This is a genomic window from Micromonospora sp. NPDC049171 (assembly GCF_040648275.1).
GTDB lineage: Bacteria > Actinomycetota > Actinomycetes > Mycobacteriales > Micromonosporaceae > Micromonospora.
The window spans coordinates 140121-164920 of the sequence record NZ_JBEZDJ010000010.1 but is presented as its reverse complement, the minus strand read 5'-3'; the positions used below and the strand labels follow the sequence as shown (position 1 = coordinate 164920).

Sequence of the window (24800 nt, the reverse complement as noted above, 5' to 3'; positions counted from 1 at the left end):
CGGCGAGTTGGCCCCGAAACGACTGGCGATGCAGCGGGCCCCGCCCCGCGTTGATCATGGAGTTATTGCTGCGACACGCCGGCGCGCAGGGCAATAACCTCATGATCGACGAGGCCCGGGGGCACCGAGCGGCGCTTCGCCGGGGTCGGCGCCGTCGATCATGGCCGACCGTCATGATCATGCGGCTGATCGACGGATGGCCCGCGTTGACCTGCTCCGTAGCATCAGCGGCGATCACGGCCCAGACGGAGGACACCATGAACCAGAAGCTTCAGACCCGCGCGTTCGAGCGGGTCGCGCCGATCCTGCGGCCGGGGGAACGGCCGATCACCGCGACCCGAGCGCTGGTCGGGAAATTCTCGGCCAGTCGGCTGGGCACGGTCGTCGCCCAGGGGCTGATCCAGGCGGGGGCCGGAGCGACGGGTGCCGCGCTGGCGCGTACCAAGAAGCAGTTCCTCGTCGTCACCGACCAGCGGCTGATCTTCCTGCCGCAGACCTTCTTCGGCGGGCCCGGCACCGGCGTTCTCGGCGAGGTGCCCCGGGAACACGTCGCGCTCGCCGAGGCGAAGATCGGCATTGTGAGCCTGTTGCGCGTCGCCTTCGGCGGTGCGGGCGACGGCATCACCCTGACCTTTCCCCGGGTGGACAAGAAGAACGCCGAGGCTCTCGCGGCAGCCTTGTCGCCGGTGCCGACGGCCTGATCAGGCCCGGCCCACGTGGGCTCGACCGGGAACCATCGTCCCGGTCGGGCCGCCCTCGCTTCCGCCGACCGAGCGCCGAGTCCTCGGCGACATGCTGACGTCGCGACTGGTGGCGAGCAAATCCACCAGCACGACCTACGGCACCGAGTTGGCAGCGCACTTCCAGAACTTCTGGAACGCCTACCAGAAGATGACCCCGGAAGAGCGCGCCAATCTCGCGTCCCACGCCCGACAACAAGAATGACGTCTCGCTGACAAGCTCTCTGCAGCGCGTCCGTCCGCGTCCGGAATGTTCGTCGCCTCGGAGTAGGGACCTGCGCTGTCCTCGCCTGCCCATCCTTGTCCAGCGCGGTTGCTGTTCGACAGGTCATCACCCAGGGCCCCGGCAAAGTCGGGCCACTAGACTCCGCGCATGCAGCAATGCCGACCTTCCTCCGCCAAACGCACAGCGATCGGGGCGTTACTGCTGGTCTTGGCCGTAGCCGGCTGCAACTCCAAGGCGGAATCGTCCTCCGATGCCACGTGGTCGAGCCCTGACACCGCCGCTACCGCGACAGCCTCCCGCGCTGCTTCTCCTCCCCCAAGTCCCCGTGACGCCGAACCTTCCGCATCTTCCTCCCCCACCGCGGACGAGTCACGGGAGGCCGAAGCTGCACAGAAGCCCAGAGCGGCACAGAAGACGGAGGCGCCGAGCGGGGGCGGCACCAAGTACACGGAGTGTGCCGACGGCGACTGCAAAGTGTCCTTCTCCGGTTCGGTCAAATTCCCACTCGGCAGATGGACGGTGTCGTCCTCCGTGGAGAATGGCGGTGTCCGGGTGCGACTGACCGACGCCAATGGCAGGGGCGGCGGTGGCGGCTTCATGGCGCGCCCCGGGTGCACTGTGGCGATACACGCCGACGGCGGCGGGCAAGTCGGATGCGACCAACCCGGAGCCGAGCCGAAACCGGGCGGGTGGGTCGTACACCTGCTGGAACTGGGCGGGAAAACCGCGGTCATCCGAGCGATCCTGGGCTGACTGTGAGGATCACTGTCGCAGCCTGATTACGCTGGGGTGACCGCTTCCTGTTAGCGGTGGCAGTTACCGAGGCTGAGCAGGGACATGCCTTCGCCTCGCGTGATGCCGGTGACAGAAGACCTCCCGTGCCTGGCCGTAGAGGTCCATAGCCTGGTCCATCTGCCCGAGTTCCTCGTGAATGAGGCCGCCGAGTCCGAGATGCATCGGCGTGTGAGTCGGCACGACGTGCACCTGAACGTGCGGCAGCGTGGCATACGCGGGTACGGCTCACACCGAGTCGCGCTTGCAGCTCCGGTGGCCTGGATGGTCTATTCCAAGGGGCTCGGTGAGCAAAGTTGCTGGTGCGCCTGATGGTCGAAGACAGTGCCGGCGACGGCGTCCGGGGCGCGGGAGGCAGTTGGCAGGGTGAATCTTGGACACTTTCCGTTAGCCGCTAACGGAAAGTGTCCAAGATTGCCAGCGAGCGCGGGTGAAGCGGCCCGAGGTCGTGCCCGCACGGGAGCATCTGGTCCCTGCCGTCCGCGGAGGTTCAACTCGCCGCGACACGTGACCGACCGACGGGCGTTCGGCGGTTAGACCCCCTGGAATAGGTCATCTAGGTAGACGACGGCGAGGCACCGCGGGCCGAGCGTAGGTTGATCGCTGCCTGCCCGAGGTGGCAGTGCCCAGGCGGCAGTGCCCCAGGCACGCAAAAGGCCCCCGACCTGCGCCGAGGGCCTTCGCGGTGTCCTCGGTCAGCCGGCGTCCCGCGCCATCGCGACGAAACCCCGCCACGCGGCGGGGCTGAATGCCAGCGTCCCGCCGTCGCGATCCTTCGTGTCGCGGACAAGGACCACGCCCGGCACGTTGTCGGCAACCTCAACACAGTTGCCGCCGTTGCTGCCGCTCTTCGTGCTCTTGCGCCACTGCGCGCCGGTCATGTCCATGATGCTGCCGCTTTCCTGATGAGGTCGAGTGAGAGCGCCCGAGGTAGGGCTTCGCCAACTATGCGCGCCCACCGCCGCCCCAGGGTAGCAATTTCCGCTGCATCGTCGATGATCTGCGCCCTGACTTGCCCGTCAACATGCGCCAACTGACCGCCGTCGGGCATCTCGGCCATGGTGAACGGGCCGCCGAGGCCGAGATACATCGGCGTGCCAGTCGGCACGACGTGCACCTGAACGTGCGGCAGCGCGGCGCACGCCGCAAGGTGCTCGCACTGCTCGCGCATGACCGTGCCGTCGGCCCCGACCCGGCGCCGAAGTACCGCCTCGTCGAGCACCGCCACCACCAACGGCGGGCGGGCGCGGTGAAGGATCGCTTGCCGCTGCAACCGCGCGTCCACGCGTTCGTCGATCTCGTCCGGCGTCAGCGATTCCATGGCGAGCGTCGCCCGCGCGTATGCCTCGGTTTGTAGGAGCCCCGGCACCCACGCGAGTTCGAACCACCGCAACGCGACCGCCTCACGCTCGATTTCAACCCACCGTCGGAACCACACGGGCGCCCGCCGCTTAAGGACGTCCGGCCATAGATCTTCCACACTCCGCCCGAGAATTTCCGACGCCTCGGCGCGCTGGCGGGGCCTCGGCGTACGTCCGGGGCTGACCCACCGCTGAACGGTCTTCGGATCTACCCCCACCTGCCCCGCAAGGCTCTCGGCGGTCTCTCCCGCCTCACTCATTGCGGCAATTAAGAGGTGGTTCACTACGCCTCCATTACGGACGTCCCGAACATCCCGTCAGCATACGCGCACGGCGTGTGATCGTCCCAGCACAAGGCGGCAGGGTGTCGGGTGAGCGGCACCGCTGGTGGAGGCGCAGCCCGGCGGCGGTGTCAGCCCGGGGCCGCCCCTTGGGCGACCACTCACGGGGCGGCCCCCCAAGCCCACCAAAGGGGAGACATGCCGGACAGCCCGAAGCCTGAGCCGAAGACCGAACCGAAGCCCAGCCCGCCGCCGGTCCCGTGGCCACCGGGGACCATCGTCCCGGTCGGGCCGCCCTCGGTTCCGCCGATCGAGCGCCGAAACGGCGTACCGGAATCCCGCTGGCGCTCGTCGGGGGTGGTCGCATGACGGGGCCGCGCTTGCGCGGAGGCGACCTGGTCCGCCTGACGACCACCGCGAGCGTGCAATTCTTCCGCCCGATCACCGTTCGGGTTATCCGGGAGTTGGCGCACATCACGTACGACGGTTGGCTCTGGCTCGACGGGTACGAGTTGGACGCGAAGGGTGCCGCGGTCGCGCGGCGCGAGCTGTATGTCCGGCGCGAGGGCGTGCAACTGGTGAAGGCCGCCCCGACCGCCGCCCCCGGCATCCGCCAGTCGGTCCGCCGCGCCCCGGTGCGCGTCAGGTGACCCCCCGCCCGCGCTCGCGTGCGCGTCGGACACACCCCCGGCCGCACCACCCCGGATGCCCGCACTGGCGCTGCACGGCATGCGGTGCCCGGTGGCCGTGCTCGCCTGCGCGGCTGTCGCTGTTGCGGGAGTGGGAACGTGACTTCGACGGCCTGGGGCAATTGATGCAACTGCTCGCGGTAGAGGCACTGACGGATGCCTTCAGGCTGGGTCTGGATCCCAAGCCCGCGGCGTACGCCGAACGGTTTCTTGGCTGGGTGCTCGACCGCGCCCGGAAAGACGCCGAGACGTCGATTGTGGGGAGAGGTCAGTAGCGCGCGGCGAGGTCGTCGCGCTCTTGGGTTGTCATGCCCTGGTAGGCCTTCCAGAAGGTCCGGAAGGGCTGTGTCAGCTCGTCGCCGTACGTTGAGATACTTGCTGCCTGCCGGAGAGTGAGTTGTCCGTCCTGGACGGCAGCGGCCATCTCTCGAAGGAGCGGGTTGTTGCTCTTACCGAGCTGCCCGAGGGCGTCTCGTAGAGCGTCGGCTCGTCGTGGGTCTCCGTCGACAATATCGTCCAGGTCGTCCATGGTTGCTATGCCCTTGCTCCGGCGAGAGGGTGGTCGTAGCGGCCCCCGTCGGGCAGCGCGGGTAGGGCCGAGGTGTCGAGGTCGTTGAGTATCCGGACGAGGGCGGTGCGGAAGACGAGGACTGCTGCGGCGATGTGCTGGCACAGTTTGGTCGCTTCGCCCCAGAGGCGGAACATGTTGGCGACCTCGGCGGCGGCGAGACCGTAGCCCACCACGGCGCCAATCCCCGTTGCACTGGTCGCGGTGCCAGCGACGGCGCCGACACCAGCGATGATGGCGGCGTCGATGATGCTCTTCACCACGCCGCCGAGCGATTCACCTGCTGACCAGACAGCGTCTGCCAACGCAAGGTAGGCCTTGCTGATCTCGCCCAGAGGTCCACGAAGGTCAGCAACGGCATTGGCGGTGGTGGTGAAGTATCGGAAGGCCCCGTCGCCGGCGACGCCCTGCCAAAGTGGATGCAGGGTGGTGACGCCGGACTGCACGTTGTAGGCCAGCTCGTACGAGGCTCGTCCGATGTTGTCGACGACCGGCGCCATCTTGGCCAGGGCTTCCCAGTCGCCGGAGACCCGGTTCTGGATCTCGCCGATCGGGTCGAAGCCGAAGACGTCAGCGAGGATCTGGTTGATCCAAGACGATGGGCTGAGGTAGTCCATCCAACCCAGCGCATTCGACGGGTTGTCCGCCTCCCCCGGGGCGTCGAGTTGGCCTCGGACGTCACGGGAGTCGACGAAGTTCGCCGGGGTGCAGGGGTTGCTCGCCAACTCCAGCTCAAGCGGGGTGATGCAACGGTCGAATGTGCCGGGCAGGGTGCGGTCGAGACCGTCTGCGGCGGCGAGGTCGGTGCTGCGGTAGTAGTCGGCGCTGACCCGCAGTTCGGGGGCGGAGTTTTCCAGGAGGCAAGCGAGCCGGATAAGGGTGGCGTTGATGACCTCGACCGCGTGCTCATGTGCCGCCTTGGCGATGTGCAGCGCCTCACCTCCGGTAGCGACCTCGGCGTGCCGGTTGAGGTAGCTGCGGATCTCCCAGACGTCGGCAGCGGCGCGGTCGACCTGACGTGCGAAACCAACCAGCGCATCGGGCTGAACGAACAGCGTCATCTCGCCGCCTACTCCACGAGGAGGACGCCGACCAGGCCGGCGACGGTAAAAGCGACGGCAGCGACGAGCACGTAGAGGCGCGCACGAGCCTCCCGCACGGCGTAGGTGCTCAGTCCGAGTGCCCCGCCCACGATGGAGGCGGCGTACCAGGGCAGACGCGCACCTGTGACGTCACCGATGACGATCATCAGCGCGACCAGGACAGCCCAGATTATCGTCCCGAAGGCGATCGACTGTCGGAGGTTTCGATAGGCCGTCGCCTGCAACCGCGCAACCGAGTCGCGGTAGGCCTCCGCTGCCTCGGCATGTTCCTCCTCCGGGACCTTCCGCCAAACGCTTCGGCTGCCCGGCCTTCGCCCACGACTCATGCCGGCGAAGATATCAACCACAGTCACACCGCCGCCGCCCTGCGTAACATCCAGCGCCGGCAGAGCGGTCGTCGGCACGCCCGCGTCGATCCGCAGTCCGTCAGGTGAGGTAGTCAGCAGACGACAACGGGAGGAACGCGGTTGGACGGGGCAGCAGACATCACCGAACGGTGCGTGGCGATCAGTCGCGCGGCCTTCGGCCGGGGTGACCTGGACGCGGCGGTCGAGGACCTGCACCGGCTGCCGGCCGACCTGACCATCCGGGGTGTCCTGGCGGCCGACCTGCTCGGTGCCCTGGTCCGCGGCGGTCCGACGGCGGATCTCCACCGGCTGCGGCAACTCGACAGCCTTCTCGAGATCGCCGAGAGAAATCCACCCGACACCCCGGAGTGGCCGATGGTGCGCGTCGCGACCCGGGTGACGGCCCTGCTACGCGCCGGGATGGAGGGTGAGGACGCCGACCCTCGGGCCACGCTCGCCGAGGCGGAGTCCCTGCTCGCCCTGGCGCCGAGTGTCGGCGACGACCCGACCGTGGCGCCACTGTGGGAGGTGATGAGGACCATGATCGGTCTCCTGCGGGCAATGGAGGACGGTGACGAGGCCGCGATGGGCCGGCTGCCCGAGGAGGCCCGTCGGGTCCGCGAGACGTTGGCCGGGAACCCGGCGCTGACGACATTCGGTGACGCCTTCGCCAGTCTGACCGACATGGTGACGGTGCACCACAGCGGTGGCGACTTTCGGCCGGCCTTCGGCCTGCTCCGCGAGACGGTGCAGCGGTTGCCGGCCGAGGATCCGCTGCGGGCCTCGGTGCTGTCGCTGGAGCCGATGCTGATGCCGCTGGCCGCGGTCTTCCGCGAGGACGTCGACGAGACGGGGTCGGCCGTCGTCGCCACTGACGAACAGCTCGCCGCCATGACCGCCATGGCGCAACGGCCTGACCTCTCCCCCGGCGACCGTGCGATGCACTACGCCGGGATCGCCGGCACGATGCTCGGCCTCGGCGAGGAGACCGATCAGGCCCGTGTCAAACAGGCCGTCGCGCACTTCCGCACGGCGGTGGACATCGCCCCACCCGAGGACCCCCGCCTCACCTCCCATCTCGTCGGCCTGGCGCTCGGGCTGGTGACCCAGGGCGAGGTGACCGGCAGAATGTCGGACGCGGTCGAGGCCGACGAGGTGCTGGGGCGGGCGAAGCGCCTGGCCGGCGGACCGGCGCACCCCCTGTGGTCGGTCATCAACGAACTGCTGGCACAGGTACGGCGGCGGCACGCCGGGGTGGCGGAACCACACGCGGTCGCCCTGGAGGGCCTGCGCGAACACTCCTGGCGGGTGCTGCTCCAGACCGACCTGCGGGCGGCCAACTCGGCCGCCCGCCGGGCCGCACAGGAGGCCGTCGACGTCGCCCGCCAGTGCCTGGTGTTCCACGATCCGGCCAGCGCGATCCGGGCACTCGACGCGGGCCGGGGCCTGGCCCTCTACGCGGCGACCGAGAACCGGCAGATCCCCGGTCGGCTTGAGGACGCGGGCCGACCCGACCTCGCGTCGCGCTGGCGGACGACCACGGCGACCGGCGCGGCGGAGGAGGCCCCGATCGACCTGCGTCGCGAGGTGCTCACCGTGCTCACCGAACAGAGCAGCACGGGAGCACTGCTCGACGCGCCGACGCTCGGCGAGATCCGGGCCGCGCTGCACACCGTGGACGCGGACATGCTCGTCTACCTGGTGCCGAGCACGGCACCCATACCCGGCTACGCGGTCATCGCGCCGGCGCAGGGCCCACCCGCCTACCTGCCCCTGCCCAACCTGCATCTCTTCGACGACCTGGACGTGGAGCGCTACCTGACGGCCCTGGTCCGACGCGACGCGGTCATCGCCGACCCGGAGCGGGACCTGACCGCGCTCGACGACCCCGACGACCCCGACGACTTCGCCGGCAGCCTCGACGCCATGTGCGACTGGGCGTGGCGGGCGGCGATCGGCCCACTCGTGCAGCAGTATCTGCCGACCCTCCCCCGCCCGAGCACCGGGCGACCGCCCCGGATGATCCTGGTGCCGATGGGCGAACTGGCCCGGATCCCGTGGCAGGCGGCCCGCCGGCCGGACGGCACGTACGCGGTGCGGCTGGTCGCCATCTCGCAGGCCGCCTCGGCCCGGATGCTCTGCCACTCGGCGGCGCTCCCGCCGATCGCGCCGACGCCTGTCGGCCTGGTCGTCGGGGATCCGGACCCGGGCGGTGAGGCACCGGACCTGGCCGCGGCCCGGGCGGAGGCGTACGCCATCCACAGGTCCTTCTATCCCGGCGGCCGGTACGTGGGCCGGCGGCCCGACGGGTCGACGAGCCGGTCCGGTCCCGGCAGCGTCGAGGAGGTGCGAGCCTGGCTGACCGGTGCGCACCCCGGGGCCGGCGGGATGCTGCACCTCGCCTGTCACGGCGTCATCAACACCGATCCGGCGGCGGCCACCTCCTACCTGCTGCTGGCCGGCGGTGGACGGCTGACCGCGGAGGAGTTGGTCGAGCTGACCTCGCGCTCCCCGGAGCGCGCCATCGGGCTGATCGTGCTCGCCGCCTGCCGGACGGGTCAGGCGATCAGCGGCTACGACGAGGCGTACAGCCTGGGCACGGCCTTTCTCGCCGGCGGCGTCCGGTCGGTGCTCTCGACCCAGTGGGCCATCCCCGACCGGGCCACCTCGGTGCTGATGTACATGTTCCACCACCACCTGATCACGAAGGGGTTGCCCGCGTGGGAAGCGCTGCGGCAGGCACAGAGCTGGATGCTCGGCCCGGACTGGCCCATTCCGGAAGGTATGCCGGAGCCGTTGCGCCGGCACCTGGACCAGGACGGGCTCTCCCATGTCACGGCCTGGGCCGGGTTTGTCCACTGGGGGCAGTGATGCGACCACGCGAGGACGAGAGGGGCCGATGGTGAACGACGACAAGGAGAAGCGTCTGCGGGATCAGCTGGCCCGGCTGACCGGGCCCGCCCGCGTCCGCCCCCTGATGGAGCTCTCCCAGATCCTGGCCGACCGCTACTGGCGCATCGGCCCCGGCCAGGCGAGCGGCCGGCCGGCGCTCGACGACGCGATCGCCTGCCTGGTGGAGGCGCACGGCATGTTCGACCCGGGTGACCCGCTGCGCGCGCAGATCGCCGCCCAGTCGGGCTGGCTGCTGAGCGCACGGCACGTTGCCCACGGCAGCCCGAACGAGGACCGGGAGCAGGCCATCAAGCTGCTGGAGGAGGCCGTGGCGGCGGTCGGTCTGCCACCCGTCTTCCCAGTCATCGCCCGCTTCGCCCTCGGTCAGCTCTACGTCACCGGGCTGGCGCGCAGCCTCGCCAGCGGGAACCTGGCGGGACGGCTGAGTGGCGCCCCGGCGGACCCCGCCACGCTGGCCGAGGCCGAGCGGGCGGTGGAGTGCTTCCGCGAGGTGACAAACGCCGAGCAGTTGGGCGCCGAGGTGGCCGAGGCCACGAAGGTCATGCTGGAGTTGGCCGAGGCGATGCGGGACTTCTACGGTGCGCCCAAACGCGGCGCCGCCCCGTTCGATCTCGGGCCGATGATGCGGTTGATGACCAAGATCCAGGAGATGCAGCAGCGGATGCAGGGCGGGGTCGGGCTCCAGATGCCCTCCCTGTTCGACCTGTCCGCCCAGGCCACCGGTGACCCACTGGACCGCCCTCTCGCCGTGGTGACCGTGCCGGACCGCGTCGAGGAGACCTTCGTACCCACGCCCCGGCCGGCCGCGGCACCGCCCGACCCGGCGACGCTGCGCCGCGCGCTCCGGGAACGACTCGGCGGCGGTGAGCTCGACACCGCCCTCGCGGCTCTGCTGCGCCCCGGCGCTGCTGCCCCGCAGGTCGGGCTGGTGGACGACCTGGTGGGGCTGGCCAGCTCGGTCGCCCACGCGGCGGGAGTCGCGGCCACCGCGCAGGACCGGATCACCCTGGCGGTGGCGTTGTACCTGCGCGGCCGGGACGACGCCGACGACGGCTGGGGCGACACCGACGACGATGTCCGGTCGGCCGCCGCGCACCTGCTGGCCGCCACGGACGCCCTGCCCGCCGAGCCGTTCGGCGTCGTCCCACTCGCCGTGGACCTGGCCAGGCTGCTCGACGAGCGCCACCCCGCCGGACGGCTGGGCGAGACCCTGCGCGCCAGCTTCGCCCCGGTGGCCGCGGCGCTGCACGGCGTCCGGGTCGCGGCGCTGGGCTGGCCCGGGGCGGACGGGATGCTGCTGCTGCACACCGAGACCGGCCGATTCGACCGCGTCGGGCCCGGTCGGGCCCTACCCGACCGGCTCGCTGTCGTCGGCGGCCCGTTGCCGGACGACGACCAGGTGGTGGTCTCCGCGGTCACCTCGGCCCACCAGGCGACCGAGTTGGCCCGCCGGGTGCCGATGCGGGTCACCGAGGCACCGGTGCTCGTCAGCGATCCGCGCGGCGACCGCGGCCCGGCCGAGGTGGAACGGCTTCGCCGGCTCTACCCACGGTCGGTCGTCCTCGGCCGGGTCGGCCCGGGCGCCGACGGCGCCGGCACCCCGGACGACGTCCTTACCCACCTCGACGCGTCGATGCTGCACCTCGACTGCGACGTCGACGCTGACGGTGCGCTGGCCCTGGCCGGGCCGGCCACGCTGACACCCGCCGCCATCACCGGGCAGGCGGGCCGGGCCGGAGCCGAGGGCGGGTTGGCCGTCCTGCCACCCGTCGGCACGCGATCCGCACCGCTGGCCGAGGCGTTGCTCACCGCCGGATTCACCGCCGTGGTCGACTGGGTCCGGCCGGTACCCCGCCCGGTTGCCACGCTGATGTTGACCCTCCTGCACACCGAGCTGGTGCGCGGTGGGTTACGCCCCGCCGCGGCCGTCCGGGCGGTGGGCCGACGGCTTCGGGACCCGGGACGAATCGCGCCCGCCCTGCTCCCGGCGACCCTCGCCGGCCGCACCGACCTGGACCTCACCGACCCGGCCTATCGGAGCGCCATGGTGCTGCGAGGGCTCTGACCCGACCGCTCAGCTCCGGGGCACCTCCACCTCGAAGGGAACTGTCACCGTCGTCCAGTCGTACGCGCCGTCCTCGGCGGAGGCCACCAGGTCGCGGTGCTGCACGGCGCGCCCGATCCGGTCGAGGAACCCCCGGACGGCCAGCGGCCCACGGTCGACACCGCGCGGCGCGCCGAGCGCCGGCAGCTCGAAGGGTGCCGGGCTGAACTGTTCCTCGGCCACCACCAGCTTGAGCCAGTCCCGCACCCGGGCACCCGGCTCGACTGCCTCCCCCGGTGGTAGGGCTGCCACGACTCGGCGCCCCCGCAGGGCCGCCGCCCGGGCGCCGGGGGCGACGAAGCCCCCCGGGAAGAGCTCGGCATGCGCCCGGAACCGCTCGGTCAGATCCAGCAGAACGCAGAACAGCATGCGGTCACTGCGGTTGTGCAGGCGGACGAAGATGGTCGGCGGCGTCCAACCGCCCGGCCCCCGCTTGTAGCGCAGGCGCAGCACACCGTCGGCGTCGGCGGCGACGGGCGGCCGGTCGAACGGCGCGATGCGCTCGCCCGGTCGTGCCGCGACCACCTCCACCGTGACCGCGCCGGCCAGGCCGGTCACCGGATTGTTCAGCTCCCGGATCTGTCGCCACCGGGCGATGTGCTCCAGGACGTGGACGGTCTGCCGCGCCCCGTCCCGGTCGATGTCGGTCACCTCCTCGGCGAGCGGTGTGCCGCGGCGGTCCAGCACGATGGCCAGCCCGCGCCGCGGCACCCGCACCATCAGCTCCGGCGAGGTGTCCACGTCCGACGGATCGACCGGGCGCAGGTGCGGGGACGGCCCGCCTCCGGGGCCGGCGGAGCCCAGCGCGGCAAGCACCGTAGCGGCGGTGACCGGATCCTGGCCCGGCCCGCCCACCCGGACGGTGGTGGCCGGCAGCGGCACCCGGCTGAGCACCATCCGGTACTGCCGGTCCCGATCGGGCTGCCAGCCGACCGGCTCGACCAGGCTCCGTTCGGCGAGCACCTGGACCGTACGGACCTCCCGGACCGGGAGCTCGCCCACCACGGCCAGCCGGATCTCCTCAGTGGTGCTGGCGACCAGGCCGTGACAACTGCCGGCGTCGACCTGCCAGCCCTGTCGCACGTAGCGCAGCAGCAGGCCGGAAGCGGGTGGGGCCAACGGGCCGCCGAGGAAGGGCTGGTCGGCGACCCCCAGGTGGGCCGGCGCCAGCTGCGGCACCTGCCGGTAGGCGTTCTGCTCCACCTCGGTCTGAGCCGCGGCCAGCAGATCCCGGTACGTCGCCGCCGGGCCCAACCGGCCGAGGGCGTTGAGCAAGGCCCAGCTGAACAGGCCCCGCCGCCGGCCGCCCAACCTCATCTCCTGAGCCAGCTCGTCGGGCCGGCAGGCGGCCAACGCGACATGCTCCGGAGCGGACGTCTGGCCGGGCACCGCGACCAGCAGTTCCGGAATCAGCAACTCGCGGACCGGCGCGGCGGCCATCGGCACCGCCATCCGGGCGTGGGTGCCCGGCAGCTCGCGGTTGCCCGGCAGCTCCCGGGTGGCGCCCGCCGAGTGGCAGCAGTCGAGGACCGCCGCCACGTGACCGGCCCGCAGGGCGACCTCGTCGAGCAGGATCGACAGCTCCTTGTCCAGCAGGTCGGGCACCTCGCCGTCCCTGCTGTCCGCGCAGACGAGGGTCTGCAGCATGCCCGTCGACTCCTCGAACCACCACTGCGGGGCGGGCGCCTCGGCCCCGTGACCGCTGAACCAGAACAGGACGGAATCCGCCGGGCCGGCCTGACCCAGGTGGGACCGGATCGCCTCGATCACCGCCGCCCGGGTCGCCTGGCCGTCGTACAGCGACAGCGGTGCGAGGGCAACGCCGGGTGCCAGCCGGGTCTCCAGGAAGGCCCGCGCCTCCACCACGTCGGTGCGGCAACCCTCCAGGTCGGCCACCGTCGGCGCACGGTACGAGTCGATGCCGACCAACAGGGCGTAGAGCGTGCTCACACTGACTCCTCGGGTCCGATGTGCAGCCAGCCGTGCTCGACGAACCCCTTCGCCGGCAACTCCACGGTGACCGGGGTGAAGTCCGCCGGCAGTGGCGGCTCGGTGGCCTGCCGGATGACGTCCTGGAACAGCACGTCCGGAACGCCCAGGACGAAGTCGACGGCCGGACGGGCGGTCATCGCGTCGCGCAGGGGCGAACTGTCGAGGATCCGGTGCACCGCGATCGCCGCCACCCCGACCCACCCGTTCGACCCGGGCTTCACCAGGCCCCGGTGCAGTGCCACCCGCATCCGCAGCCGCTCCGCCACCGACCGGCCGGCGTTGAGCGCACGCAACTGCCGACCCAGGCCGGCGACCAGGCGGGAGATCACCACCGATTCGTCGATCCCGGCCGGCAGCACGGTGAACTGGCCGTCGCCCTGCGGCTGGGGCCGGACGGACGACTCCGCCACGCCAGCGCCCTGCCGGACCCGGGACAGCAGCTCGACGAGATCGCGCTGAACCTGCTCGGTGCCGGCGGTGCTGCGCCGGCTGTAACCGGTGACGTCGACGGCCATGCAGAGCCGGACCGCCGCGCCCTCGGCCGCCCCGCCCGCCTCAAGCGCCTCGTCGAAGGTCACCGACTCGCGCAGCCCCGCGCCGTACGGGTCGCGCCCACCCGTCACCCGCACCCGCACGTCGAGCGCCCCGGCGACCCGGGTCACGCCGGGCGGCAGCTCCAACAGAGCGTGCATGCCGTGCGCGCGGGGCACCAGCAGGTCCCCCCGGGGATCCTCGTACACCCAGCCGAACTCGTGGCGGTGGATGCCGAAGACGTGGGCGCGGGGCGACTGCGCCCGACTCGCCAGTCGGGCCAGCCAGCCGGGCCGAGCCCGGGCCGCCGCCACCGCGTGCACCGCCGTCGCCGAGGTCGGCTCGGCGTGCGCTTCCGGCCAGCTCAGGCCGAGCGTCCCGCCGTCGCCGTCGAGGCGTACCGCGAGGGCCGCCGGGTCGGTCAGGATCACCTCGAACCGGGCGGCCGAGTACCGCTGCCGCCGCGGCAGGGTGTCGAGGTCGAAGGCGAACAACGCCCCCACGTACCGCCGGCCGGTGGCCTCGGCGCGGCGGCGCAGGTGCACGGGCAGATCCTCGCCGGGCACCGGATACAGCAACGGCCGCCCGCACCGGACGCGGATCGGCTCGATCGGCCGGTCGTCCCCCTGGCCCCGGCCATCGGCCGGCACCAACTCGCCGAGGGCGAGGAGGTCGCCGTCGCCGAGCGGAACCGCCGCGCCCGGGCCCGGAGCGGATGCTGCCGGGACGCCCTCCTCGGCCGGGCCGCCGATCACCGCGACGGCCCGGTCAGGCCGCGTCTCGCGGCGGCGGCCACCGGTGCCGTGCTGCGCCAGGTGAAGCCGACACCGCCCAGTTCGACTGTCTCGTCCGGGCCGCAGGTGCCGACCTCCCGGGCGGCGGCCGAGCCGTCCCGGGAGTAGCCGATCACCAACCGGACCTCGGACGCCCGGACGGACGGCCGGCGCGCGGTCACCTCGCCGTACCCGGGCAGCCCTGTCGAGTCGGCGGTGATGGCGGTGCGGTGGCCGCTGAGCACCAGGTCACGTTCGGCGCCGGAGGCGTCGCGCAGACGCAGTGTGCCGGCGAGAGCCGGTCGCCGCCGCCTCCCGCGACCCCACCACCCGGCGACTGCCATCGCGGTCAGCAGCGCCGCGCCCAGGGACCACCACCCGATGCTGCCGCGTTGGGCCGAGAGGGTGCCCCGGGTGGGGCCGCCGTCCAGCCGTGGGGCGAAGTCCACGCCCAACTCCTCGGTGAGAACCCCGGCCCACGCGGAGTCGACCTCGCCGTCGAGCGTCAACGCCGCGTCCGCCGTGACCCGGGCCAGCGGCGCCACCCGCCGGGGGCCGGCGTCCCACTCGACCGTCACCGGAACGACAGCGGTGCCGCCCGCCGGCAGTTCCACCGGCCCGTCCGGCACGGACAACCGCACGTCGGGCCGGTCACTGCGGACGACGAGGTGGTCGACGACAAGCGGAACTCTGGTGCTCGTCGACCGAAGCTGGACCTCCAGCCGGGTCCGGCCGGCCCCCAGCCGCCCCGCGTCGGCCGGCCAGACGACCTGGACACCGCGGGACGCGTCGTCACCGAGGACGCTGCGTGCCTTCGCCGCGCGGGCCGACGCCTTCGGCTGTTCGAGTTGGTCGCCCAGCCGGTCGATCGCCGTGGGCGCGAGCAGCCTGGTGCCGGGGTAGACCCGGGCGAGCAGCGGCGCACCCGTCGAGCCGGTCAGCGGCACGGCGTACGCCGTCAGGGAGGTCTTCGTCAGCGACCGGCCGGCACGGGTCAGCTCGTTCCAGGCGTAGCCCTGCTCGAACGGGTACGCGCTGCCGACTGGTGGATCGTGCCGCCCGTCGGTGAGCAGGACGACTGTGGCGATCTGCGGCGCGTCCCCGCGCGCCAGCAGCCGGAGACTGGTCTCGACGGCCGCGCCGATGTCCGTGTACCGCCCGTCCGCGCTTCTGGGCAGCTTCGCCACCAGCTGGTCGGGGGCACGGCCGGCCGGCCCGTCGTGGACCACCCGCGCCGAATCGGCGAAGGTGACGAGCGCGACCCGGTCGTCCGGCGCGAGCGCGGCCAGGAAGGACCGCAGCGCCCGCCGCACCTGCTCGTACCGGCCGCCGTCGCGCATCGACCGGGACACGTCGACCAGCACCACGTAGTCGGCCGCCACCTGGTTGACGCCGAGCGCCGCGTACACCTCGTCACTGTTCGCCGGCGCCCCCGCCGCCGAAGCGGCCGGCAGGCAGACCATCGCCGCCGCCGTCAGTGCCGCCGCGGCGGATGCCGCCGTACGCCGAATCATGCTGATCGCCCTCCGCGTCTGCCGATCGTCGTGTGTCCCTGACGGACGACGCAGCTGTCCGTCAGAGACACACGACGAGACGCCCACCGTGGCGGCGGACGGATCAGGGGAGGAACACCGGTGCACGAGGAAGCGCACGGTCCCGCGCAGGAGGCCACCGAGCCGGTGGCCGAGCCGCCGTCGGAGCCGGTGGCAGCGGCACTCGGGGAGCCGCCGAGCGAAGCTCCCGCAGTGCCGGCGGCCGACGCCCTCGCGGAGCCGACGAGCGAGACCCGCGCGGAGCCGGCGAGCGACGCGCCGGACCGGCTGGACCGGCTGACCGAGCGGCTGGGGGACGAGCTGGCCGGGCTGGCGGATCGGGTCACCGGCGAGTTGGCCGGGCTACGGGCCGAACTCGCCCGCACGCAGGACCGGGCGGCGGCCCGCGAGCAGGTCATCGACCGACTGCACGAGGAGAACCAACGACTACGGGCCGGTGAGCGGCGGCTCCTGCTGCGCCCGCTCCTGACCGACCTCCAGCGGCTACGCCACGACCTGCTGCGCACCGCCACCGGGCTGCCCCCGACGTTCGACGCCACGGCCGCCGCGGAGATGCTGCGCAGCTATGCCGCCAACCTCGAACTGACACTGGAACGGGGCGGCATCAGCGTGCTGGCACCCGCGGTCGGCGCCGTCTTCGACCCGTCGACGCAGCGGGCCACCGCGACCGAGCCGGCGAGCGACCCCGCACAGCACGGCACCGTCGCCGCCGTGGTCCTGGACGGCTACCACGACGTCGAGGCGGGACGCACCGCCGTGCCCGCCGCGGTCCGCGTGCACCGCTGGACCTCCGACCCGGAACCTCCGGCGGGCGAGCCCCATCCGGAGCCGGGGCACGGCAACCAACACGCGCCCACACCGTGACAGCCGATCGATCGGCGGACAGGAGCAGGATGTCGGACGAGGACCTGACCTTCTACGGAATCGACCTGGGTACCACGTACTCGGTCGTGTCGTATGTCGACGAGACCGGACGGCCCGCTGTCGTCCGCAACGTCATCACCAACAACGAGACCACGCCCTCGGCCGTCTACTTCGAGCAGGACACCGGTGAGGTGGTGGTCGGCGAGGCCGCCAAGAACGTGTCCCGGCTCTACCCGTCCCGGGTGGTCGAGCGGGTCAAGCGGAGCATGGGCAAGGAGGCGCAGTGGGAGTTCGACGGGACGACGTACACCCCTGAGTCGATCTCCGCGCTGATCCTCAAGCAGCTGGCCCAGGACGCCGAGTACTACACCAACCGCCCGGTCCGCAAGGTCGTGATCACCGTTCCCGCGTATTTCGGTCTGTTGGAGCGCGACGCCACCCGCAACGCCGGTCGGATCGCCGGCCTGGATGTCGTCGAGGTGGTGCCGGAGCCGGTCGCCGCCGCCCTCCAGTACGACCTCGGTGCCGACACGACCCGGACGGTGCTCGTCTACGACCTCGGTGGCGGCACCTTCGACACCACTGTCATCCGCATCGCGGCGGACGCGGTCGAGGTGCTGTGCACCGACGGTGACCAGCAGCTCGGCGGCACCGACTGGGACGCCCGCCTGGTCCAGTACCTGGTGGACGAGTTCGTCACCCGCGCGCAGCCGCCCGAGGACCCGACGCTGGACGAGGAGTTCATGCAGGATCTCGCGCTGACCGCCGAGGAGGTCAAGCGACAGCTGTCGACGGTGACGTCACGCAAGGTGCCGATGCGGTACGCGGGTGCGTCCGCCTCGGTGGAGGTCAGCCGGGAGACGTTCGAGGAGATCACCGGCGACCTGCTCAACCGGACGCTGGTGTACACCGAACGGACACTGCGCACCCTCGGCGAAAAGCTGGGGGTCGACGACCCGGCCGCCGCCATCGACGACGTGCTGCTCGTCGGCGGTTCCAGCAAGATGCCCGCCGTGGCGCGGCAGCTGACCGAGAAGTGGGGTTGGACGCCACGTCTGCACGACCCGGACCTCGCGGTGGCGAAGGGCGCGGCCCGCTACGCGCTGAGCCGCGCCGTGTGGGCGTGGGACGGCGAGGGTGCCGCACCCACCGCCGAGGAGAAGCGTGAGCGGGTCCAGGCGCTGTCGCTGGCGACCGGGGTGGACGAAGAGGCGCTGTCCGCCAGCGCCAACAAGCGGATCGTCACGGTGCTACCGAAGTCGTTCGGGGTCAGGCTCCAGGACACCACGGCGGCCGACTGGGCGGCCCAGCCGGACCGGCACTACGTCGAGCACCTGGTGCACGCGAACGAGTCGTTGCCGATCAAGCAGCGGGAGCTGCGTGCGAGCACGGTGGTCGAGGGCCAGACCGCGATCGAGATCGAGCTGCACGAGCAGGCCGGCGCCGAGGAGAGCCCCGAGCTGTCGGCGAACAAGCCGGTGGACAACGGTGCACGCCAGATCAGCGGGCTCCCCCCGCTGCCCCGGCACTCGCCGATCAGCATCACCATGGATGTCAGCGAGGGCGGTCAGCTCACGTTGCGCGCCGTCGAGCCGACCAGCGGCAAGGAGCTTCTGATCGAGGTGCAGGTCAGCGTGCTCACCGAGGAGGAAGTGCAGAAGGCTCGGAACATCGTCGCGGGGATCACGGTGCGGGGCTGACCACGATGGCGTTCGACCAGCGCGCATACCTGCGCGAGGTGATCGGTCCGCTGCGGGACCGCCCGGGCGGCCTGTCGCCCACCGACCTCGCCCGGCACTACGGGGTCAACCCGGAGATGTCCGCGGCCGAGCTGCGGGAGCAGCTGATCGCGGTCCGGCGACTGTGGAACCAGCGCTCCAGCGGCGTCGACTCCGCCGCCCGGGTCTGCGCGCAGCTGCACAGCCGGGACGAGCAGCTGCGCAACGAGCACGGCACTGCCATGTTCGAGCCGTCGTGGTGGCGGGATCGGATCGAGGAACACGGTCGCGGAACACGGGCGGAGTCCGAGCGGTTCGCCCGGGACCTGGCCCAGTCGTACGGCGCGCTCGGCCGGATCACCCAGGCGCAACTCACGGAGATCGCCGAGCACTGGCCGGGCCTGGACGCCGAGCAGATCGACACGTCGGTCCGGCGCGCCGGCCTGGCCGTGGTCGACCCGGTGGAACTGCCGACCGGGCCGGGCATGGAGCGCACCGCCTACCGCTCCCTACTCCGGCTACAGGACCTGCTCGGCGCGCCCACAGTGGTCCAGGTGGTGCATCCCGGCGCCGCGCCGTTCCGGCTGCTCGGCGCGGAGGCGGTGCCACTCGACGCCGCCACCGTGCGAGCCCGGACGCAGGAGGCGAACCGGCTCGCCGACGCCGCCGCGGTGCGCAACCGCAAGGAGGCTCTCGGCCTGCTGGAGCGGGCCGCCGCCGACGGTGTGGACCTGCGCCTGTTGGCGCTGTTCCAGGTGGTCGACCGGCTCCGGTCGGGGCGGGCCAGAGGGCTCGCCGACGGGTTGCTGGTGCGGATCGCCACCGACACCGGGCTGGAGCAGTCCGACGCCCGGTCGGTGGTGGCCAACCTGCCGCTCGACGCCGGCCAGGACGCCGGTCCGGCGGGCCGGATCCGTGACCTGGTCGCCGACGGGCAGCTGCTCGCGGCCCGGCAGGCCGTCGCGGTGCTGCCCGTGGACGACCCGCACCGGGATGAGCTGCGCGGCCAGGTCGACACCCTGCTGGGCGAGGTCGAGTCGCTGCGGCGGGCCGCCGAGGAGGCCACCCGGTCGGAGCGCGAGGAGGAGGCCACCCGGCTGCTCCGCTCGGCGCTCCGGATCGCCGCGGACGACGACGACCTCGCCGAACGGCTCGCCGCGCTCGCGCCTGCGCCCCCACGCGGCCTGGCGGCACGGGCGACGGAGACCGGCGTACGGCTGACCTGGACGGCCCCGCCCGGGCAGGTCGCCGAGGTGCGCTACCGGGTCGTCCGGTCCGACCGGCCACCCCGCTCGGCCGCCGAGGGCGAGACGGTCAGCGAGAGCGCGCTGGCCGAGGCGACGGACCCGGCCGCGCCGCCCGCCCGGTCCCTGCACTACGGCGTCTTCGCCAGCGTCGGTGGGGACTGGTCGCGCCCGGCCACCGTGGCGACGCGCATCGTCCCGCCGGTCACGGCCGTGCGGGTGTCGGTCCGCCCCGACGAGCTGTCCTGCTCCTGGCGGACGCACCCGGCCGCGGAGGGCGTCCGGGTGCGTCGCACCCTCGGTCGGCCGCCGTCCTCCGCCCAGGACGGGGAGCCGGTGCCCGCGAGCCGTGCCGGGCTGTCGGACGACACCGGGAACGGCGTCACCGACCGCTACTACGGCATCGTCGCGGTCTACCGCGACGAGCGCGGCGCCGAGGTCGAGGGGCCGTTGGTGGTGGCGCGCGCGGTCCTGCGGGACGCGGCGCCGTCGCACGTGGAGCGGCTGCGCGCCCACGTCACGGCACTCGACGCCCAGACCGCGACGGCGCACTTCGCCTGGCTCACACCGGTCGGCGGGACGGTGTCGATCCGCCGGTCAGAGCTGCGCCCCACCTGGGCGCCGGGCACGCGGATCCGGCGCGAGGAGATGCAGGGGTACGGCGAGGCGCTGGTCAGCGACCGGATCGTGCAGGAGGCGGAGACGCTGCTGGAGGTGACCGTCCCGAGCGGACGCTTCGTGTACGTTCCGTTCACCCTGGACCGGGCGACGGACACCGCCGTGGTGGGCGAACCGCTCGCGCTTGGCGTGACCGAGCCGGTCCGGCAGCTCATCGCCCGCCGCACGGGTGACGAGGTGAACGTGGCCTGGGTGTGGCCGCCCTCGGTCAACCTGGCCGAGGTCACCTTCACCCCACCGCACGGCGTGCCGACGGTCCAGCGACTGACCCGGGGCCAGGTCACCGAGTCGGGCTGTCGCCTGCGGGTGGGTTCCGGCGGTGGCCGGGTCTCGGTCCGGACGGTGGAGCGCGGCCCCGGCGGTGAGGCGTACTCCGCCGCCGAGTCGGTGCCGGTGGACGGGGTCCCCGTCGCGTTCCGCTACCGGATCCGGCGAGACGGCGGCCTGTTCAGCCGCAAGCGGCTGCTGAGCGTCGACGTCGACCAGCCCTGCGAGGGCGTGGAACTGCTCCTGGTGGCCGCGTCCGGGGTGGCGATGCCGGCCCGACCGGAGCGGGGCACGGTGCTGAGCCGGGTGACCGGGCTCTCGCTGCACCCGGACGCGCCGTGGCAGCTGCCCTTCACGCTGCCCACCGGGCTGACCAAGCCGTACTGGCTGCGGTGTTTCGTGATCCGCCCGCCCAACGCGCGAGTCACCGATCCCATCGACGAAATGAAGGTGTCCTGAGATGACGACCCTCTCCTGCCCGTACTGCTACGGGAAGATCGACCCTCGCGGGCCGTGGTTCCGGTGCACCGGGCGGCGGTCGCCGGGCAAGGAACCCTGCAAGCCGCAGTGGGACGAGGCGCGGGAGCAAGGGCTCGGCATCAGGGAGCTGGTGCTGCCGTCGTTCGCCGGGCCCCGGCGCGCCCTGCGCCCGGTGGTCGCCGCCCCCTGTCCGGACTGTGGTAGCGAGTCCGCGGTCAAGGTCTGCCCGCACTGTCACAGCCGACTGCCCGCGGCGTTCGGCGAGGGACGCAGCCCGCTGATCGCCATGGCCGGTGCCCGGCACACCGGCAAGAGCGTCTACCTCAAGGTGCTGTCGCACCAGCTGCGCCGGGGCATGGGGCAGCGGTTCGGCGCCGACGTGCGGCTCGCCGGCGACGGTCAGTTCCGGGCCGAGACTGGTGGCGGCATCGACTTCCTCGATCCGGCCGGTGAGCTGTTCCCGGACGGGACGCTTCTACAGCGCACCAACCAGGCCACGCACGGCCGACGCGCACCGATCGTGTTCGCCTGGCGGCAGAACCGCCGCATCACCGGCTACGACACGACCTACCTGTCCTTCTTCGACACCGCGGGCGAGGATCTGCTCGACCAGGAGACGGTCGACAACCTCGGTTACCTCGGTGCGGCCGACGCGCTCATCCTGCTGCTCGACCCGTTCATGATTCCCCAGGCACGAGACCGGATCCGGCTGCCGGCCTCCGCCGTCGACACCCACGCCAGCACCATCGACGTGGTCAACCGGGTGACCGAGAACCTCCGGATCAGCCATCGCCTCGGTGGTCGCCGCAACATCCCCATTCCGGTGGCTGTCGCCTTCGCGAAGATCGACGCGTTCTTCGACGTGCTCGGCGCCGACCATCCCCTGGTGCGCCGCCCGGAGCCCGGGCCCTACTACGACGAGCAGGCCGGGCGGGAGACCCACGAACACGTCCGCGCGCTGCTGCACGACTGGGGCGCGGACGACATCGACACCCACCTGACCCTCAACTATCGGAACTTCCGCTATTTCACGGTCTCCGCGTTGGGCACCGAGCCCGACTACGACGCCAACAAGGTCGACGCACGCGGGGTCCAGCCGTTCCGGGTGGACGAGCCACTGCTCTGGCTGCTCAGCGAGTTCAACGTGGTGCCGCGCCGCCAGGCGGCCCGATGAGCGGTCGCTTCGAGACGTTGGTCTACACCGACTGCCGGCCGGGGCAGGGGCTCAACGGCAACGCGGGCCTACAGTTCCAGGCCCGGTCGGCGGACTCCGCCGCGGCGGCGGAGACCCTCGTCCGGGACCATCTGCTCTACGAGCCGCCGTCCCGGTGGATGGCCGACCGGCGACCGGTCGAGCAGTACCCACCGTCGTTCGCGCACATCAGCTCCGATGGCATCCTGGCCACGGCGAGCGGGCTCTACCTCGGCCGGGAGGCCAACGGCACCCGGGAGGGCAACCAGCTGACCCACGCCGTCGTCACCACTGACCCGGCCAGTTACGCCGACCTGCGTCCGGCCCAGTTGTTCCAGGCCGGGTTCTGGTCGGGCGTGCCGGCACCGACCACCCGCTCGGACCCGGTGCGGCTCGGCGACGCGGTGGGGACCGACCATTCTCCGACGCACGCCCAGGCCTTCGTGCTCGGCCAACCGCACGGCCGGGAGACGTTGCTGGCGCTGGTGTCCGCGCTCGCCGACGCCGGTCGGCCCGGACGGTCGCGGGTGCTCTTCGTCGGTGACGACATCGCCACGGTCGTGGGGTGGCTCGTCGCCGGCACCCTCCTGCTGCCCCGCGGGCGGGCGCTGGAGCTGGGCTTCAAGATCTTCTCGACCGACCCAGCACGCTCGGCCCTACCGGTCGTCGCGGTCCTGCCGGAGTTCGCGGGCCCGGCCGGCCGGATCGACAACCCGCTCGGCTACGCCGTGTTCGACCTGCTCCGGCACCAGCACACACCGATCGAACCGACCCCGTCGGCCAGCCGATGGGTCGATCTCTTCCTGACCGAGGACCCGCGGGACGTCGTGGACGCCCTGGGTGTCGCGACGGCGTCCGGGCTGGCCGGCGACGACGGTCGCGAGGAGGCCGCCGCCGCGCTCGGGTTGGCCGCCATCCTGCACCGCCGTCCCGATCCCCGGCACGCCGAGGCCATCGTGGGGTGGTTGCGCACCGGGCCGGAGGGGATGCGCCACGCGTACGGCCCGGACGTGGCGGACCTCTTCGCCGAGACACCCGAGCGTTGGCCGCAGCGGGTGCTGGTGCTGCTCGACGAGGTCGGCTGTGACGGCCTGGTGCCCGGCCGGGCGGCCGATGTCCGGCTCGCCCTGATCATCAGCGAGTTGGAGGACGCCCGCGTCCGCGGCGCGGTGACCGACCGTCGGCTGCCCCCGCTGCCGGCCGGCGAGTGGCACCCCGACCACAGCGACCACGTACGGCAGCTCCTCACCGAGGCCCTCACCTCGGGCGTGCCGCCGCAGCGGTTCGAGGCGCTACTGCGGGTGGCGACCCGGTTCGAGGTGGACGTGCGGTGGCCCGACATCGCCGGGGCCGCCGAGAGTTTCGTCAGGTACTGGGCGGACCATCCCCGGGATGTGCGGCCCGCCGGGCTCGCCTGCCACGACCGGTTGGAGGAGCAGCTGCTGTCGGTGTTGGAGGACCGCGCCCGGCTCGGTTCGAAGGAGCAGGCGGAGGTCGGTGACGGTTGGTGGCAGTCGCTGCTGCCCCGGCTCGAGACGCTGAACTCCCCGTTGGCGGAGGCGGTGCTCGGCGCGGCGGTGCGGCACCGCGACGAACGGGACACCGTGGTCGAGCGGCACCTGACCGCCCACCGGCACGATCCCGGTGGCTTCTCCTGGGTGGCGGGGGCGCTGTGGAGCCAGTCCGCGCCGACGACGGCGGAGCTGGAGCTGCTGCTCGACATCGCTCCGAAGGGCGCCCGCCTGACCCGCCAGGTCTTCTGGAAGGTCACCGACGAGGTGACCCGCGCGGCGGTGGCGGACCTGCGTCTCTTCGACCTCTGTCGCCGGCTGGTCGCCTCCGGCCTGATGACACCCACCACTCGGGTCGCCGCCACGCTGGCCGAGGACGAGGAGCTGACCGACATCCTCACCGAGCTGCGGCACCGCCCCGACGGGGGTCGCAGTTCGGTGCTGCTGCGCCGGCTGCGCGACTGCCCCGCACGGTTGCTCCAGATGCGGCAGGCCGAGGTGGTCACGGCGCTGAGCCGGGTGGTGGCCCTGCTCAGTCTCGACGGTGTCCTCGACCAGCATCCGGCCCTGCTGGACCCCTTGGTCGACCGGCTCGTCGACGCGTTGACGACGGAGGACGGGGAGGCACCCGCGGTGCTCGCCTACTACCTGACCGCCGGCTCCGGCGCGCCACCCGCGCCGCAGGTCAAGCGCCTCGACCAGGCGCTCGGGCGGTGGCTGACCCGGGTCCCGGACGTTCAGCTCGAACGGGCCGCCCAGCACTTCGCCCGGCACAGCAGTGACTGGCGCAAGGGTTGGCAGCGGCTCGCCGACACCTACAGCGGTCGGCGCCGCAGGTACCGTCTCGCCCACCCGTTCCGGGACCGGTGAACC

At 72.4% G+C, this 24800-nt stretch carries 18 protein-coding genes; 10 read left to right on the top strand and 8 right to left on the bottom strand.

The genetic code is table 11. The annotated features are described in order from the left end of the window. A partial coding sequence (locus AB0B14_RS15160; RefSeq protein WP_357522774.1) for a hypothetical protein occupies window positions 1-701 on the top strand: 701 nt, incomplete at its 5' end. Window positions 702-792: 91 nt separating this feature from the next. After that, on the top strand, window positions 793-945 hold the full coding sequence (locus tag AB0B14_RS15155; protein ID WP_357073581.1) for a hypothetical protein: 153 nt from the start codon (window positions 793-795) through the stop codon (window positions 943-945). A 1508-nt stretch (window positions 946-2453) separates the two neighbouring features. Here the strand turns inward: AB0B14_RS15155 and AB0B14_RS15150 are convergent. Together AB0B14_RS15150 and AB0B14_RS15145 are read right to left on the bottom strand one after the other, a co-directional pair. Continuing rightward, on the bottom strand, window positions 2454-2645 hold the full coding sequence (locus tag AB0B14_RS15150; protein ID WP_357522773.1) for a DUF397 domain-containing protein: 192 nt from the start codon (window positions 2643-2645) through the stop codon (window positions 2454-2456). Next, window positions 2636-3403, bottom strand: coding sequence for a DUF5753 domain-containing protein (locus AB0B14_RS15145; RefSeq protein WP_357522772.1), 768 nt, complete (start codon window positions 3401-3403; stop codon window positions 2636-2638). Before AB0B14_RS15145 ends, AB0B14_RS15150 begins: the two co-directional genes overlap by 10 nt. A 362-nt stretch (window positions 3404-3765) precedes the next feature. Between AB0B14_RS15145 and AB0B14_RS15140 the strand changes: the two genes are divergently transcribed. Next, entirely contained in the window at window positions 3766-4050 is a 285-nt protein-coding gene (locus AB0B14_RS15140) for a hypothetical protein (RefSeq protein WP_357522771.1), read from the top strand. A 307-nt stretch (window positions 4051-4357) separates the two neighbouring features. Here AB0B14_RS15140 and AB0B14_RS15135 read toward each other — a convergent pair whose 3' ends face one another. Genes AB0B14_RS15135 through AB0B14_RS15125 form a run of 3 tightly spaced genes read right to left on the bottom strand, consistent with a single transcriptional unit; the run spans window position 4358 to window position 6086 of the window. After that, a complete protein-coding gene (locus AB0B14_RS15135; RefSeq protein WP_357522770.1) occupies window positions 4358-4618 on the bottom strand; it encodes a hypothetical protein in 261 nt (86 codons plus the stop codon). 5 nt (window positions 4619-4623) lie between these two features. Next, complete coding sequence (locus AB0B14_RS15130; RefSeq protein ID WP_357522769.1) at window positions 4624-5718, bottom strand: hypothetical protein; 1095 nt, start codon at window positions 5716-5718, stop codon at window positions 4624-4626. A gap of 8 nt (window positions 5719-5726) precedes the next feature. Then, complete coding sequence (locus tag AB0B14_RS15125) at window positions 5727-6086, bottom strand: hypothetical protein (RefSeq protein WP_357522768.1); 360 nt, start codon at window positions 6084-6086, stop codon at window positions 5727-5729. A 141-nt stretch (window positions 6087-6227) separates the two neighbouring features. Here AB0B14_RS15125 and AB0B14_RS15120 point away from each other — a divergent pair, with 141 nt between their 5' ends. Beyond that, entirely contained in the window at window positions 6228-8978 is a 2751-nt protein-coding gene (locus AB0B14_RS15120) for a CHAT domain-containing protein (RefSeq protein ID WP_357522767.1), read from the top strand. 28 nt (window positions 8979-9006) lie between these two features. After that, window positions 9007-11085, top strand: coding sequence for a hypothetical protein (locus AB0B14_RS15115; protein ID WP_357522766.1), 2079 nt, complete (start codon window positions 9007-9009; stop codon window positions 11083-11085). 9 nt (window positions 11086-11094) lie between these two features. On the opposite strand, the gene AB0B14_RS15110 is transcribed toward AB0B14_RS15115, so the two are convergent. Genes AB0B14_RS15110 through AB0B14_RS15100 form a run of 3 tightly spaced genes read right to left on the bottom strand, consistent with a single transcriptional unit; the run spans window position 11095 to window position 15934 of the window. After that, window positions 11095-13074, bottom strand: a complete 1980-nt coding sequence (locus AB0B14_RS15110; protein WP_357522765.1) for a caspase family protein — start codon at window positions 13072-13074, stop codon at window positions 11095-11097. Beyond that, a complete protein-coding gene (locus AB0B14_RS15105) occupies window positions 13071-14402 on the bottom strand; it encodes a hypothetical protein (protein ID WP_357522764.1) in 1332 nt (443 codons plus the stop codon). The genes AB0B14_RS15110 and AB0B14_RS15105 overlap by 4 nt, the downstream gene beginning before the upstream one ends. After that, window positions 14399-15934, bottom strand: coding sequence for a vWA domain-containing protein (locus AB0B14_RS15100; RefSeq protein WP_357522763.1), 1536 nt, complete (start codon window positions 15932-15934; stop codon window positions 14399-14401). The genes AB0B14_RS15105 and AB0B14_RS15100 overlap by 4 nt, the downstream gene beginning before the upstream one ends. A gap of 120 nt (window positions 15935-16054) precedes the next feature. Between AB0B14_RS15100 and grpE the strand changes: the two genes are divergently transcribed. From grpE to AB0B14_RS15075, 5 genes are read left to right on the top strand one after another with little or no spacing between them, the layout of a single operon-like run. Next, window positions 16055-16837, top strand: coding sequence for a nucleotide exchange factor GrpE (grpE, locus tag AB0B14_RS15095; protein WP_357522762.1), 783 nt, complete (start codon window positions 16055-16057; stop codon window positions 16835-16837). A gap of 29 nt (window positions 16838-16866) precedes the next feature. Then, on the top strand, window positions 16867-18537 hold the full coding sequence (locus tag AB0B14_RS15090; RefSeq protein ID WP_357522761.1) for an Hsp70 family protein: 1671 nt from the start codon (window positions 16867-16869) through the stop codon (window positions 18535-18537). Window positions 18538-18542: 5 nt separating this feature from the next. Further along, window positions 18543-21203 (top strand): hypothetical protein, encoded by a 2661-nt coding sequence (locus AB0B14_RS15085; RefSeq protein ID WP_357522760.1) that lies wholly within the window; start codon window positions 18543-18545, stop codon window positions 21201-21203. A gap of 1 nt (window position 21204) precedes the next feature. Beyond that, complete coding sequence (locus tag AB0B14_RS15080; RefSeq protein ID WP_357073536.1) at window positions 21205-22398, top strand: hypothetical protein; 1194 nt, start codon at window positions 21205-21207, stop codon at window positions 22396-22398. Next, window positions 22395-24797 carry a GTPase-associated protein 1-related protein gene (locus AB0B14_RS15075; RefSeq protein WP_357522759.1) on the top strand — a complete coding sequence of 801 codons (2403 nt, stop codon included), beginning with the start codon at window positions 22395-22397 and terminating at the stop codon, window positions 24795-24797. Before AB0B14_RS15080 ends, AB0B14_RS15075 begins: the two co-directional genes overlap by 4 nt. Window positions 24798-24800: the final 3 nt, after the last annotated feature.

Bases quoted from the DNA above. Each gene is read 5' to 3' on its own strand.
- AB0B14_RS15115 (WP_357522766.1), top strand. From the start codon at position 9,007: ATGGTGAACGACGACAAGGAGAAGCGTCTGCGGGATCAGCTGGCCCGG.
- AB0B14_RS15085 (WP_357522760.1), top strand. From the start codon at position 18,543: ATGGCGTTCGACCAGCGCGCATACCTGCGCGAGGTGATCGGTCCGCTG.
- AB0B14_RS15130 (WP_357522769.1), bottom strand. From the start codon at position 5,718: ATGACGCTGTTCGTTCAGCCCGATGCGCTGGTTGGTTTCGCACGTCAG.
- AB0B14_RS15075 (WP_357522759.1), top strand. From the start codon at position 22,395: ATGAGCGGTCGCTTCGAGACGTTGGTCTACACCGACTGCCGGCCGGGG.
- AB0B14_RS15150 (WP_357522773.1), bottom strand. From the start codon at position 2,645: ATGGACATGACCGGCGCGCAGTGGCGCAAGAGCACGAAGAGCGGCAGC.
- AB0B14_RS15140 (WP_357522771.1), top strand. From the start codon at position 3,766: ATGACGGGGCCGCGCTTGCGCGGAGGCGACCTGGTCCGCCTGACGACC.
- AB0B14_RS15100 (WP_357522763.1), bottom strand. From the start codon at position 15,934: ATGATTCGGCGTACGGCGGCATCCGCCGCGGCGGCACTGACGGCGGCG.
- AB0B14_RS15080 (WP_357073536.1), top strand. From the start codon at position 21,205: ATGACGACCCTCTCCTGCCCGTACTGCTACGGGAAGATCGACCCTCGC.
- AB0B14_RS15135 (WP_357522770.1), bottom strand. From the start codon at position 4,618: ATGGACGACCTGGACGATATTGTCGACGGAGACCCACGACGAGCCGAC.
- AB0B14_RS15125 (WP_357522768.1), bottom strand. From the start codon at position 6,086: ATGAGTCGTGGGCGAAGGCCGGGCAGCCGAAGCGTTTGGCGGAAGGTC.
- AB0B14_RS15090 (WP_357522761.1), top strand. From the start codon at position 16,867: ATGTCGGACGAGGACCTGACCTTCTACGGAATCGACCTGGGTACCACG.
- AB0B14_RS15155 (WP_357073581.1), top strand. From the start codon at position 793: ATGCTGACGTCGCGACTGGTGGCGAGCAAATCCACCAGCACGACCTAC.